Origin of the sequence: Marinobacter daepoensis DSM 16072, from assembly GCF_000421165.1 — a bacterium.
Lineage (GTDB): Bacteria > Pseudomonadota > Gammaproteobacteria > Pseudomonadales > Oleiphilaceae > Marinobacter > Marinobacter daepoensis.
Genome location: NZ_ATWI01000009.1, coordinates 337,786 through 351,992, shown reverse-complemented (window position 1 = coordinate 351,992; position 14,207 = coordinate 337,786). Strand labels below are relative to the sequence as shown.

The window sequence follows — 14,207 nt, the reverse complement described above, 5'->3', positions numbered from 1 at the left end:
ATTATTTACTGTGCCTGATTCCTTAGAAGGTCTTTGGAGATGATATGGCGCTGAATCTCAGAGGTGCCTTCCCAAATCCGTTCAATGCGTGCGTTTCGCCACAACCTTTCTACTGGTGTTTCATTCATTAACCCCATACCGCCGAAGATTTGCACGGCTTCGTCTGTGACTCGCCCCAGCATTTCGCTAGCGAACAATTTTGCTATACCCGCATCTGAATCGGTCATCGTACCTTGGTCCATCTTCCAGGCGGCATGAAGCGTTAACAGTTCTGCAGCGCGAATTTCTGTTGCCATATCCGCAAGCTTGAACGAGACGCCCTGATTTCTGCCTATGGATTTGCCGAACTGCTTGCGATCTGCGGCCCACTGAACGGCCATATCCATTGCACGTTGCGCTTGTCCTACACAGTTTGCAGCCACCATGACGCGCCCCGCTGTCAACCATGTGTTGGCGACTTCCCAGCCTTTGCCCACTTCACCCAGAACCTTGGACTTGTGTACACGACAATCATCAAAGAAGAGCTCATATTGCTCGTAGCCACGGTTGCTGACGCAGATTGGGCCACGACGGCACTCAAATCCGGCGATGCCTTTATCGACAAGGAACGCTGTCACCTGGTTGCGAGGGCGTGATGAGGTGTCGTCAACCCCTGTGACCGCAAATACAATGGCGAAGTCAGCCTCACCGGCGTGACTTATAAAGTGCTTGCTACCGTTAATAATGTATTCATCGCCGTCTTCCCGTGCTCGGGTGGTGATGCCGGCAGCGTCCGAACCGGCTCCGGGCTCTGTAAGCGCAAAGCAATCCGACTTTTCGCCGCGTACGCATGGCATGAGGTAGTCATTGATTTGGTCGTCACGACACGCCATCAGAATATTGCTTGGACGAGCTACGTTTACTTGAAGTGCCCAGGAAACTTTGGAAAGCTCCCGCTCAATGAGCGCTTGGCTTACATGATCAATTCCGAGGCCACCAACAGATTCAGGCAAGTTAAAGGCGTAAAGGCCCGCATCAATCGCTTTGGATTGGATGGTTGCTGCCAGTTCGGGGCTTACAAATCCACGTTCTTCAACTTCGTTCTCATGAGGGAGCAGCTCTTTTTCCACAAACGTAGATACCGTCTGCACGAGCATGTTCTGTTCTTCTGTCAGTTGAAAATGCATAACGTTTCTCCGGTTAGAATATTGTTATTGTCCAGTCCACTCAGGTGAGCGCCCCTCAAGAAAGGCTTTGGCGCCTTCCTTCGCATCACTGCTTTCAAGCATGGCCATAAACGCCGGCCACTCTTTCGAGCGGAGGGCGGCATAACTTTCACTGAATGTAAGCCCCTCGGTCAGTTCAGCAGCTTCTTTTATGGCGGCCAGCGATAGCGGAGCGGCTTTGATGAGCTCCTCTGCAAGATCACGTGCTGCAGCCATTGCTTGCCCTGCTGGTACAACGCTGTTTACCAACCCTAGGGCGGCCAACTCTTGTCCTGTGTATCGACGGCCAGTCATTAAAATTTCCATGGCCTTTTGACGTGGCAGGAGTTTCGGTAGCAGGAAGGTTGCTACATCGGGCGCAACGCCAAGCTGGGATTCCGGAAGCCAGAACTGTGCGTTCTCAGCAGCGACCACAAAGTCGGAGCGCAGCAGCATTTCGAAGCCCGCACCGATCGCATAGCCGTTAACAGCACAAATTACAGGTTTGTAGAGTTTTGGCATTTCGATAAATCCGCCAAAGCCACCTTCACCGAAGTCTCCGGTATACTCCTCACCGTCAGCTACTGAATTCAGGTCCCAGCCACCGCAAAAGAACTTCTCGCCCGCACCCGTCAGTATCGCGACTCGTAGGGAGGGATCGTCTCGAAATTCGGCAAACAGGTTTCCCATCTCTCGGCTTAGAGCCGCGCTCACGGCATTGCCTTTTGGCTTATCTAAAGTGATTTCGAAAATTTCGCCATTACGTACAGCGTGTAAATACTCAGACATTACGCTCTTCCTTTATTGTTCTGGGTGGATCTTGGTTGTTTATTTGTGAGCCCATCGGGGAGGGCGCCGTTCACCAAATGCTCTGGCACCTTCTACTGCGTCATCGCTCTCGAGCATGGCCTTGAATGCTGGCCAGGGATGGCTCCGCAAACGTCGGTAACAGTCAGAAAAGGTGGTGGTTTCAGTTTCCTCAACGGTCTCTTTGATAGCTGCCAATGACAGTGGGGCGGAGGTCAGCAAACTCTCAGCCAGAGCCCGGGCAGCCGTCATAAGCTCTGTCCCGGGCACCACTTGATTTACCAGGCCCCAGTTCGCCATCTGTTGGGCTGAAAAGCGCCGTCGAGTCATCAGGGCCTCCATAGCGCGCTGGCGGGTTAACAATTTGGGCAGCATGAAGGTGCCGATGTCCGGAGCAATTCCGATACCTACTTCGGGCAACAAGAACTCGGCGTGGTCGGCAGCAACGACAAAGTCAGCGCGGGTTAGCATTTCAAAGCCTGCGCCTACAGCCATTCCGTTAACCGCGCATATCACCGGCTTGTTGAGAGACTTCAGCTCGGGGAATCCGGCGAATCCCCCCTCGCCAAATTCGCCGATGTATTCTTCGCCATCAGCAACAGCATTAAGGTCCCATCCTGCAGAATAAAAGCGATTTCCCGCTCCCGTCAGAATGGCAACACGAAGCTCAGAGTCATCCCGAAACTCAGAAAATACCCGGCTCAGCTCTTGGCTCAGCGGGATATCTATGGTGTTTGCTTTAGGACGGTTCAGCGTTATTTCGAGCACCGCCCCACGACGCTCCAGTTCCAGGTAGTTGTTCATGACGCTGGCTCCTGATCGGCGATCTCATGAACGCCTTGTTCTGCGTGAGGGAGTTCGGGTGCCAGGCGAATCAAGGCATCGGCAGCTACCACACCTTGGCCTCTAGGTAGAACCATTAATGGATTGACGTCTAATTCGATCAGCGAAGACGCATGTTCCTGGGCGTAGGCAGCGATCGCCATAACGGCATCAATGACAGCTTCAAGATCAGCCTCTTCCCGCCCGCGAAAACCAAACAGCAAGCTAGAGGTCTTAAGTGATCGAAGGGCAGCCTCAATCTCAGATCGGCTGGTCGGCAATAAAAGCGGGTGACTGTCCTTGAGCAGCTCTACCATGACCCCTCCGGCACCAACCACAAGATGCAACCCGAACTGCTCGTCGCGGTTGACTCCGATGATCAACTCGGTGACAGCGCCAGTTACCATCTTCTCGACAAGAACATCCCGAGATAACAGCTTCATTTCGGACACTGCTTTGGCTACAGATTGTGGCTTGGTTAAGTTGAGGCGAACGCCGCCAACATCGGTTTTGTGAGCGATGCCCAGTGCTTTAATAACCACTGGATACCCAAGTGCTTCAGCAGCTGCGATGCCTTCCTCTTCGGTATTAACAATGCGGGAGGGAGGGATTGCCAAGCCGTGTTTGGCGAGCGCTTTTTTTGCGCTCGCTTCATCAACAATCCTCTCGCCTGAAAAACATGTTTTTACGCTCGGCAATATCAGCTCTGTTGGCGCAGTACGCGCCCAGAGGCGGCCGATGCGGGCTACCGCCTCGATGGCCGGAACAGCAGCTTGAATACCGTTTAAGGGTGCGATCTCTCTGTCAATTAACCGAAGTGCCAGTGCTTCGGGTAGATTGTCTGAAACTGTTGACATGACGGCAGTTGGGTATTGAGAGTTTTTGCTGGCTTCAATGAAAGCGAGCTCAGCACTTTGCCAGTCTGACGCGTCGCAACGATCTTCGCGAGGAAGGTCGAGCATGCTAATGGTCAGATCGAAGCCATCGTTCAGAAACGCTTCGTAGGTGGCCTGCAGCCGTTCTTGGTTACCCCAATCGAACAACTGGTAATCCAGAGGGTTGCCAACCGTCATGCGTTCGTGAACGACTTGTTTCAGCGATATTTCACCGCTGTCGGATAGGGGCGCCAGAGTTAACGCCGTTTCACTAATAGCATCGGCCAGGATTGTCATGTCCCCGCCGGAAGTGCTCATTGCACCAATGCGGGCGCCGCGAAGAGGGCCGTGTATGTGCAGCAGTTTCAAGGCTTCAATCAGGGTCTCCAAAGAATTAACTCTGGCCACGCCTGAGCGTTCGAACAAGGCATTAATCAGTTCGTCGGAACCACTGAGAGCTGCGGTGTGTGACATTACAACCTTGCTGGCCACTTCGGAGTGGCCGGACTTCAGGGCGACAATTGGCTTACCAAACTGACGTGCGACTTCAGCGGCTTCCTGGAATGCTCGCGGATTTGTAATGCCCTCGACGTATAGCCCAATTGCCGTGACCTCGTCTCGCTGGGCAAAGGTTGTGATCGCGTCTTGGAGGTCAAACTTGAGGCGGTTACCCAGAGACACAAGATAGGAGATTGGCAGACCGCGCCGCTGCATAGTGAGATTGAAGGCGATGTTGCTTGACATGGTAATGAGTGCGACGCCCCGATCCACTTTTCGACCGCCTTGTTGGTCCGGCCACATCATGGCTCCCTGGATGTAGTTCAGGAACCCATAACAGTTAGGTCCGAGCAGCGGCATGTTTCCGGCTGCCGTCAAAAGTTGCTGCTCGAGTTCCTTACCGTCGTCACCAGACTCAGAGAATCCTGTTGCGTAGCACACCACACCACCTGCTTCCCGAGCGGCTAGCTCTCCAACAATCTGGATGCTCAAATTACGATTAACCGCAATATAAGCTGCATCTGGGCTAGCAGGTAGGTCGGCAACCGAACGGTATGTTTTCCGCCCGGAAATTTCAGAATGTTTAGGGTGAACCGGCCAGATTTCTCCAGTGAATCCAACGGCTTCGCACTGTTCAATAACTTTTCTAGCTTCGCGTCCACCAAACACAGCGATGGATTTTGGGTTTAAGAAACGTGCAGACAACATGAGGGTTAGCCACTCCGGATTGGTTTTTGTTTTTGATGTCTTTCGTGATTACTTGGGTAGAAGGTTCTGGGGTTCGATTGCGCCTTTAGCTATCTACCCGGCACAGGCTTAGTGTTACCCATAAGGTGAGACGACCAATTTCTAAAAAGCGACAGAAAATGACCATAAAACGACATGGCTGATTTTCTTTCATTGAGGTAGGAAGGCTTGTGTGTATTTTCGGGGACACTGCTTTGAACCAGGGACGAGCATCATTCAATACAATCCAGACCGAAAATACCTGGCAAACCCAATGTCATTCGATATTTCGGTGCGGCAAGACGATTTTCTAGCGACCCATAGTCGCGTCGGCATAACCGCCCCGAATCCCCGGGGCGGTTATCTCAGTCCATTTAACGAACGAGGTGAAGGAAATGAAGGTGCTTCTCGTACTGGTCGAGAATGTCGCCGATCACCTGGCCTTTCAGATACCCGACAATGCTGTACTGCTGTCCGCCCTCGCGCAGGAACACTTCGGCGCGGTAATGGGCGTTTCGGTCGGATTCCGCATCCTGAGGCACCGCGCCAATGGTGAATGAGGGCATGGCGTAGGCCCTGGCTCGCACACCGTAGATGAAATCGGCTTCGTCGCCGTGGCTCACCCTCAGGTAACAGCGGTCTTCCTCTCGGGTAATGCGCACATCCAGACCCTGCTTCTCGAACTCCAGTGCCACCTCCTGCATGGCCGGCTGAACGGTTTCATCCAGATAATCCAGCACCTGCTGGCGGCGGGGGGACGACACCAGCACCTTGAGCCTCTGTTGCCAGCGGTAGTTGCTGCCGGAACCAATACGGGAAACGTTGCCCGGGGTATTCGTGGCGTGTTGAAGGCTATCCCGTTTGCAGGCTTCAATGCGCAATGAACGGAACAGGCCAAAACCAACCAGAATCAGAATGGGGGCAAAGGGCAGCGCCGAGGCCAGAGAGGCCGCTTGCAGCGCCGATAGGGCATTGCTCCCGCCGGCCAGAATCAGGGCGCCGGCCACCAGTCCCTGGATGACAGCCCAGAAGATGCGCTGCCACACCGGGGCCTCGCCATTGTCTTTTGAGGTCAGCGTATCAATAACCAACGAACCGGAATCCGACGAGGTGACAAAAAAGGTGATCACCAGCAGCGTTGCCAGCACCGACGTCACGCTGGCCCAGGGCAGGGCGTCGAGAAAGTGGAACAGGGATGTGGAGCTGTCGGCGAACACCTGGTCAACCAGATCGGGCATGGTTCCCGTCAGGATGCCGTGCAACGCGGTGTCGCCAAAAACCGTCAGCCAGACGCAGGTGACCCCGACAGGCACGAAAATCACACCCAGCACAAACTCGCGAATGGTGCGCCCCCGGGAAACCCGCGCCACGAACATGCCTACGAACGGAGACCAGGCAATAAACCAGGCCCAGTAGAACAATGTCCAACTGCCCATAAACGATTGCGTGTTTTCATTGCCCGCATAGGCGTAGGTATTGAACGTCATTTCAACGGCGGATGAAAGGTAGGTGCCGATGTTCTGGGCGAGGGTCTGGAAGATGAACAGGGTCGGGCCCGTGATAATGACGAACGCCAGCAGGATAACTGCCAGGCGGATATTCCATTCCGAGACCCGTCGAATACCGCCGTCCAGCCCCATGGCAACTGACAGCGTCGCGATGCCCGTTACCACTGCAATCAGAAGCAACTGAATTGCTGTGCTGGAGGGGATGTCGAACAGGTAGTTCAGGCCAGCATTGATCTGCATAACGCCCAGTCCAAGAGATGTTGCGATACCGAACATGGTGCCAAACACCGCAAACACGTCGACCGCGTTGCCAATCGGGCCGTGAATGCGTTTGCCGATCAGTGGATACAACGCAGAACTGATGCGTAACGGAAGATTGTGGCGGAAGCTGAAGTAGGCCAGGGCCAGTGCCACGATTGCATACACGCCCCAGGCATGAATACCCCAGTGGAAGAAGGTGGTTTTCATGGCTTCCCGGGCGGCTTCCGGGGTGCCGGCTTCGCCCAGGGGAGGGCCGGCAAAATGGAAGACGGGCTCTGCCACGCCGTAGAACACTAACCCGATGCCCATCCCCGCAGAGAACAACATTGCAAACCAGGATAGATAGCTGAAGTCGGGCTCGCTGTGGTCAGGCCCGAGTTTCACCTGACCATATCGGCTGAGGGCCAGTATCAGGGCCAGTGCCAGATAGATGCCCATCGATAGAAGGTAGAACCAGCCGAAGGTGTCGATGATCCAGCTCTGGGCAGAGCCGAACAAACGACCGGCGGTGTCGGGTGCGGCGATGGTGAAGAGCACGAACAGCAGAATAAGAGCTGCTGAGGGGTAAAAAACCGGAGCATTGATGCCAGAGACCGGTCGATGACCATGTCTAGCCATAGGTATTTTGTCCTCATGGTAGGGTTGTTAGGTGGCGCGGGAGCGGGCCGGGCAGGGAGCTCTGCCCGTCGGGGACGGGGGTTGCCAAAAAAACAGAAAGTTGAACCGTGCACGCCCGGCATGATTGCCATGGCCCGCTGGTCAGGGAAGCGCCTGAAAGACGTGCATCCTCTCAAAGAGTTCGCCATCATGGAAACGAAGTCTTGTGATGGAGTGATCGGATATCATGATGACCCGGGATAACCCTGTGCGCCTGCTGGACCTGGTACTGCTGAAAACGTTTGTCAGTGTGGTGGAGCAGGAAGGGTTTACGGCTGCGGCAAACCAGTTGCATCTTGCTCAATCTACGGTGAGCGCCCACATCCGGCGGCTGGAGGAAACCCTGGGATGCCAGCTCCTGCAGCGCGGGCAGGTGGCAGCCCACCCAACCCAGGCGGGCGAGCGGCTTCTTGCTCACGCCCGGCACATGCTCAGGCAAAATACCCTCGCCTGGCAGGATGTCTGGCAGCAGCGACTTCATGGGGTAGTCCGATTGGGAATACCCGACGACTATCTGGTGTATCTGCCGAAAGCGCTGGCGGAGTTTGAAGAGCGTTACCCGGGGGTAGAGCTGGAAGTGCGGTGTGGGCTGAGTGTCGACCTGATTCAGGAAGTTCAGTCTGGCGCCCTTGATCTGGCCGTGGTAACCCGCCAGCCCAGCAGTCCTGGCGGGGAACTGCTGTGCCGGGAGTCTATGGTCTGGGCGTGCAGCAGTGGCTATCGGCCCCAGAGCCGGTCGCCGTTACCCCTTGCGGTGTCCCGGCAGGGGGTTTGTGTGTTCCGCGACCGGGCCATTGCGGCGCTGGAGGCTGCCGGTATTGCCTGGCGCATTGCCTACGCCAGTGCCAGTCTCTCGGGATTATCGGCCGCCGTGCGCGCGGGGCTTGCTGTGACCGTCCTGACCCCCTCCATGGCGGGGCCTGACCTCCGGCTCCTGGGCGTGGAAGATGGCCTGCCAGAATTACCCAAGACCGAGATTACCCTGCATCGCCGGCCAGGTACCCTCACTGAGGCAGCAGAACAGCTGGCGCAGCAGTTGAAAGCACACGTGAAAGCCCGAAGCGAGCTGGATACCACCACATGGCAGGACGGTGTGGCTTCTGGGGAGTAAATGGGCCACCGCTGGTTGTATCGTTGTGAAATGAAGGTATATTGCAGCGGGAAACTGAACGACTGGCGAGCCTGATGCCCGGAAACCATGCAAACATCGTCCCTTTTGAATCTCTGGCCTGCCCTTTGGATGGTGAGGCATTGCAGTGTGATGAAAAAACCTGCCGTTGTCCCAGGGGGCACAGTTTTGACCGGGCGCGTCAGGGCTACGTGCACTTGCTGCCGGTGCAGAAAAAGCGGTCTAAAGATCCCGGCGACAGCAAAGCGATGGTGGCAGCCCGCCAGAGGTTCCTGGAAGCCGCGTACTACCGGCCCATTGCTGATGCGGTTGCCCGGGAGGTTTTGAAGCATGCCCCTGAAGAAAAGCCACTGGCGTGTCTGGATGCGGGTTGCGGTGAGGGTTACTACCTTCGGCACCTGATGTCTGAGGCCGAAGAAGGTCGGTGTCTGTCGCTGCTGGGGTTGGATATCTCGAAATGGGCGGTGCTGGCCGCAGCGCGTAAAGATCGGCGTGCAGACTGGGTGGTGGGTAGCAATGCCAACCTTCCGGTTTTGCCCGGATCGGTGGATCGCATCCTGTGCCTTTTTGGCTTTCCCGTCTACGCGGAGTTTGCCCGTGTACTTCGCCCGGGAGGCCGATTGATTCAGGTCGACGCCGGCCAGGGTCATCTGAAAGAACTGCGTGAAGTGGTCTATCCGGAAGTCCGCTCAGAGCCCAGATCAGTCAACCCTGTTCCTGACGGATTCCGGAGAGTCGCCACACAGGATCTTCACTTCACTGTGCATCTGGAGGGCGCCGAGGCCATTGCTGATTTACTGGCAATGACCCCGCATCTCTATCGCGCCAGTGCTGAGGGCAGGGAGAAGGCGGCGGCGCTGGACACTCTTTCGGTTACCGTTGACGTCTGTCTGCAGGTGTTTGAGCGTTACGGCCCGGCCAGCTGATCGTTGCTGTCCATGCCCAGGCGTGTGCCCCGGGCCTTGAGTCTGTAAAACTCTTCAACAATGCCGGCCATGGCGTCTGGGCAGTATTCTCTCAGCCCGCCAAGGACCAGGCGCTTGGACACGTCGCCGACAAGCTCCCCTGATGACCGCAACTGGTAATCCAGGGTCACGTTGCCGCGTTTGCCCGCCACTTCCAGGTCGGCCCGGTCAAGCACCAGTTCGGGCTCCGGGTTTTCCAGCCGCGACAGGGCGAGACTCATGCTCTCATACATAACCATGGGACGAGCCGGGTTAAACATCACCCCTTTGGATTCCATCAATGGTTTGAGCGTGTGCGGGAAATTTTTCCCGGATGCCGCCACGTAGCAGCGGGCAAATTCTTCAATGACTTTGGCATCCCGGGTGACATCACCACGCCGGGTGACGTCCAGGTAAATTTTGCCTGCATCGTCCATAACTTCGATGGTTTCGCCATCATCACTTTCCCTGAATATCAGAGGAATACCGGCTCCAAGCAGGTTGCGGAACCGGAACGTCATTGTTTCCGACAGTCCGAAGCGGATCAGCACGACCGTGAACAGCAGGTCACCGGGTACACAAAAACGTCGTGCATCCGGATCGTGGATCGGGTTGAAGTCCCCGGCCACTTCTTTGGCGAAGTAACTGGCCTGTGGCGCTGTGATATGAATCCGACCGTTCTGGACGGAAAAGAATTGTTCAGAAAACATGACAGGCCTTTTCGAAAAGAAGACGACAGCATCTGACCAGGGCAGACACGGCAATCACGATTTTAAGGGTTCAGCGGCATTAGTGGGAGCCCGACTATGGTACTAACACCGGCAATGCGGCAGCATAACCGCTGCTGCCCTGCCTATGGTTGTTTCTGGTAGGGTAGATGGTTTCTGTCTGCATCGCCAAACCTGAGAGGAGACATTATGCCACGGTTCCTGCATACAGCGGACTGGCAAATGGGAAGAACCTTTAGCCGCTTCGAGGCTGAAGACGGCGCCGCGTTGGTAGAGGCGCGCTTCAAGGCCATTGAAACACTGGCTGGGCTGGCCCGTGAGCGCCAGTGTGATGCGGTTCTGGTGGCGGGTGATGTATTTGATGCTCAAGGGGTATCAGACCGGACCATACGCAGAGTTTTCAACGCAACTCAGGGTTTTGACGGCCCCTGGGTGCTGCTTCCGGGTAACCACGACGCGGCCTTGGTCGAAAGCGTCTGGACCCGCGCCCAAAGGCTGAAGTCGGTCCCCGATAATGTGCTTCTTGCCCTGACGCCCGGGGTGATCACTCTGGACGAACAGGGATTGGCCGTATTGTGCGCGCCACTGACCCAGAGACACACCTATAGCGACCTAACGGCAGCTTTTGATCGCTATGAAACGCCGGGCCATCTGGTCCGGGTAGGATTGGCCCACGGGGGTGTAGAAGGCCTGCTTTCCGAAGACATAGATGCAACCAATCCGATTGCGGCAGACCGGGCAAAAGCCAGCCGTCTGGATTACCTGGCCCTTGGGGATTGGCACGGCACGCGTCAGATTGATGAGCGCACCTGGTATAGCGGCACACCAGAACCGGAACGGTTCAGGAACAACGACGCGGGTAATGCACTGGTGGTTGAGATTGATCACCCAGGCAGCCAGCCGCACGTGGAAGCCGTTGCGACGTCACAATTTCAGTGGCACCAATGGCGGGAAGCGCTTTCAGTAAACTCCGATCTGGAGCGCCTGATTGAGCGTTTGCAGGCGCTGCCAGCGACTTCGGTACTGGATCTTCGCCTCTCAGGTGAGATTACCCTCGACGGGGATGAGCGGCTGAACCACGCGTTGTCGGTGGCCGAAGCCCGGATTCGCAGCATTCAGTGTGAGCGCAGTAGCCTGCAGCTTTCTCCCACACAGGAAGACATCGCAACCCTGCAGGCAGACGGCTATCTGGGCAACGTAATTACCCGGTTGCGAGACCTTCAGGAAGGGGAGCAGGGGGAAGCTGCCCGGGATGCCTTGGCCATTCTGGCAACCGTGCTGAAAGACCCGCGTGGGGAGTCAGCGTCATGAAGCTTCAGCGTCTTCGCGTGGAACAGGTTCGGCAATTCCGGGCGCCCTTTGTTCTAAATGACCTGAATCCCGGACTTAACCTGATTCACGGCCCTAACGAGTCGGGGAAGAGCACACTGGTGCGGGCTATCCGGGCGGCATTTTTTGAGCGATACCGGTCAAAATCTGTTCAGGATCTCTGCCCTTGGGGAGATTCCAGTGCAGCACCGACGGTTGAGCTGGAGTTTGAGCACCAGGGCACTCAGTGGCGCTTGATCAAGAGCTTCCTCAAACGCACCCGTTGTGATCTGACCATCGGCGGCGACAGCTTCAGTGAAGATGAGGCAGAAGAGCGGGTGGCAGAACTGCTCGGGTATGAGTACTCAAAAAAAGGGGGCAGCAAGGCGGCTCACTGGGGTATTCCCGGTTTGCTCTGGGTTGAACAAGGCACCGGGCAAGACATAGAACAAGCGGTAGAGCACGCGGGCGATCACCTTCAGTCTGCGCTGAATACCCTGGTGGGTGAAGTGGCGAGCAGTGGTGGCGATGCCGTCATCGACAAGGTGACGGCAGAGCGCGGGGCGCTGCTGACCAGAACCGGTCAGCCGACGGGGGAATACCGACAACTGGGTGAAGCGCGGGAGGGCTATCAGGAAGCGGTAAACGATTTGGAGTCCCGTGTTGCTCAATATCAGCAGCAGGTTGACCGGCTGCAGGCCGTCACGCAGGAATTTCAGAAACACCAGCAGGAACGGCCCTGGGACAAAGCGCAGACGTCGCTTGAAGAGGCGCAGGCGCGCCTGGCCGGCATTCAGCAGCTGGAGCAGCAGCAACAGAGGGAACTGGAAACACTGGGGCATCTTGAGCAGCAGCATGAACTGACCGGCCAGAATCTGGCGCAGATGAAACGAGCCGGTGAGCAACTGACTGAACGCCGGGAAGCGCTCGAAATGGCCGAACAGCGGCTGCGGGTCACGGAGAGTCAAAGCAACGCCGTGACCGGGGAGCTGGCGGCGGCCACAGAAGCCTATAACGCTGCAGCGCGACAGCTAACGGCTGCCCGGGCCCAGGATCAGCGAGCCCGACTGGTGCGTGAGAAAGAGCAGGCTGCGCAGCGAAAACAGACCCTCTCAGAGCAGCTTGAAAAAGCACGGACCTATCAGGTGCAGCTCAATGAGGCGCTGAAACAGTCGCAGGAGAACCGAATTGACGTTGAGGCGGTTGCAGAGCTTAAACGCAGTGACCGGGCGCTGCGTGAAGCCCGGATTCGTTCAGAAGCAATTGCCAGCCGCTTATCCTGGGCATTAGAACCGGGAGTTCTGGCCAGTCTCGACGACCATCCCATCACTGGAGACGGAGCGGAGCAGTTGCTGGACCGCGCCCGGCTCCGCATTGCCGGCGTCGGTACGTTCGACATCACGCCAGGCGGCGACCAGTTGGCAGATACCCGTCGGACCCTGGCGGAACGGGAGCAGAGCGTTCAGGCTCAGCTGGACAAGCTGAGCGTTCCTTCCCCGGAGGACGCGGAGGAACGCAAGGCCCGTTTCGAGGCTGCTGAACAACGGCGAATGCACGCGGAGGATCTGCTCCGATCTGTAGCGCCGTCCGGCATTGAGGTTCTGGGTGTCGCGCAGGCGGAAGCCGCCTCCGAACTTGAAGCACTGGAAAAGCGATTAGGTACCGCGCCGGAGGTTGTGAAAGCCAACGTTCCAGCACTGGCTGAGGCGGAGGTTGAGTTTTCCCGTGCAGAAAGCCGATTGAAGGCGGCCGAGCGTGCGGAGCGAGAGTACCAAACGCTGCTCCTGACCCGGCGGCAGGCCCGTGACAATGCCCACAGCGAATGGCATCGGCTGGATCGGGAATTCCAGAGCAATGAACACCAGAAAAAGCTGGCCGGGCTGGAAGAGCGTTTTGGCGCGCTTTCGGCTGAGAAACGGGAGAAAGCCGGCCGTGTTGAGCGCCGGAAAGAGCAGATCCAGCAGGCGCGCCCGGACATTCTTCGCCAGGATATTGAGCGATTCGAGAAAACCATTCAGCACCTCCACGATACCCAGGTGGCCCGCGAACGTGAAATGCGGGAAATCAAGGTGCGCCTCGAAGCCTGGGGGGCCGAAGGGTTGGAAGAGCAGCTAAGTGAGGCCCGGGTGGGGTTAGAGCAATGCAACCGGCGTTATCAGGAACTTTCCCGTCGTGCGCGGGCCTTGGATCTCCTTCTGAGCCTGTTGGTCGACCAGCGTCAGGCGCTGACCCGCCGCTTGCAGGCGCCGCTTCAGAAGCATCTGGACCACTACGTGTCTTTGTTGTTTCCCGAAGCAAGGCTTGAGGTTGACGAACAACTCCAGCCAGGCCGGTTCAGCCGTGGCCGCGAACTTGGCCACGTGGGCGAACTGAGTTTCGGAGCCAGGGAGCAGATGGGATTAATCAGTCGTCTGGCATACGCAGACCTGCTGCTGGAAGCTGATCGACCGACGCTGATCATGCTGGATGACACCCTGGTGCACAGCGATCAGTCTCGTCTGGACGCCATGAAACGTATTCTGTTCGACGCCGCCCGCCGACACCAGATCCTTCTTTTCACCTGTCATCCCGAAAAATGGCAGGACCTTGGTGTGGCGCCGGTCGATCTTGAACATCTCAAGAAAAGCCCACCGACACCGGCCTGACGTGTGCCAGTGTCGGCTTGCATTTTGGGCCAAAACCCGGAAATTCACGTTTCCGGGAAGATTCCAGCCCGCCGGGTCGTGATAATAGCCCCCCTTATCAAGTGGACTATCGGGA

10 protein-coding genes are annotated in these 14,207 nt (G+C 56.8%); 4 read left to right on the top strand and 6 right to left on the bottom strand.

Features of this window, described 5'->3' with window-relative positions; genetic code table 11:
- Positions 1-5: 5 nt before the first annotated feature.
- The 5 genes from K325_RS0107075 to betT form a co-directional block, all read right to left on the bottom strand.
- Entirely contained in the window at positions 6-1,166 is a 1,161-nt protein-coding gene (locus K325_RS0107075) for an acyl-CoA dehydrogenase family protein (RefSeq protein WP_029653572.1), read from the bottom strand.
- A gap of 24 nt (positions 1,167-1,190) precedes the next feature.
- A complete protein-coding gene (locus K325_RS0107070; RefSeq protein ID WP_029653571.1) occupies positions 1,191-1,973 on the bottom strand; it encodes an enoyl-CoA hydratase-related protein in 783 nt (260 codons plus the stop codon).
- 39 nt (positions 1,974-2,012) lie between these two features.
- Positions 2,013-2,795 carry an enoyl-CoA hydratase-related protein gene (locus tag K325_RS0107065; protein WP_029653570.1) on the bottom strand — a complete coding sequence of 261 codons (783 nt, stop codon included), beginning with the start codon at positions 2,793-2,795 and terminating at the stop codon, positions 2,013-2,015.
- Entirely contained in the window at positions 2,792-4,894 is a 2,103-nt protein-coding gene (locus K325_RS0107060) for an acetate--CoA ligase family protein (RefSeq protein ID WP_051146588.1), read from the bottom strand. The genes K325_RS0107065 and K325_RS0107060 overlap by 4 nt, the downstream gene beginning before the upstream one ends.
- 392 nt (positions 4,895-5,286) lie before the next feature.
- Positions 5,287-7,299 carry a choline BCCT transporter BetT gene (betT, locus tag K325_RS0107055; protein WP_029653568.1) on the bottom strand — a complete coding sequence of 671 codons (2,013 nt, stop codon included), beginning with the start codon at positions 7,297-7,299 and terminating at the stop codon, positions 5,287-5,289.
- Positions 7,300-7,525: 226 nt separating this feature from the next.
- On the opposite strand from betT, the gene K325_RS0107045 reads away from it, so the two are divergent.
- Positions 7,526-8,449 (top strand): LysR substrate-binding domain-containing protein, encoded by a 924-nt coding sequence (locus K325_RS0107045; protein WP_211218142.1) that lies wholly within the window; start codon positions 7,526-7,528, stop codon positions 8,447-8,449.
- Positions 8,450-8,490: 41 nt separating this feature from the next.
- Positions 8,491-9,393: a putative RNA methyltransferase gene (locus K325_RS0107040; protein WP_338047445.1), complete on the top strand. Its 903-nt coding sequence runs from the start codon at positions 8,491-8,493 to the stop codon at positions 9,391-9,393.
- Here the strand turns inward: K325_RS0107040 and K325_RS0107035 are convergent.
- On the bottom strand, positions 9,375-10,121 hold the full coding sequence (locus tag K325_RS0107035; protein ID WP_029653564.1) for a DUF3581 family protein: 747 nt from the start codon (positions 10,119-10,121) through the stop codon (positions 9,375-9,377). The genes K325_RS0107040 and K325_RS0107035 overlap by 19 nt on opposite strands.
- A 207-nt stretch (positions 10,122-10,328) precedes the next feature.
- Between K325_RS0107035 and K325_RS0107030 the strand changes: the two genes are divergently transcribed.
- Positions 10,329-11,450, top strand: coding sequence for a metallophosphoesterase family protein (locus tag K325_RS0107030; RefSeq protein ID WP_029653563.1), 1,122 nt, complete (start codon positions 10,329-10,331; stop codon positions 11,448-11,450).
- Positions 11,447-14,092: an AAA family ATPase gene (locus K325_RS0107025; protein WP_029653562.1), complete on the top strand. Its 2,646-nt coding sequence runs from the start codon at positions 11,447-11,449 to the stop codon at positions 14,090-14,092. The genes K325_RS0107030 and K325_RS0107025 overlap by 4 nt, the downstream gene beginning before the upstream one ends.
- Positions 14,093-14,207: the final 115 nt, after the last annotated feature.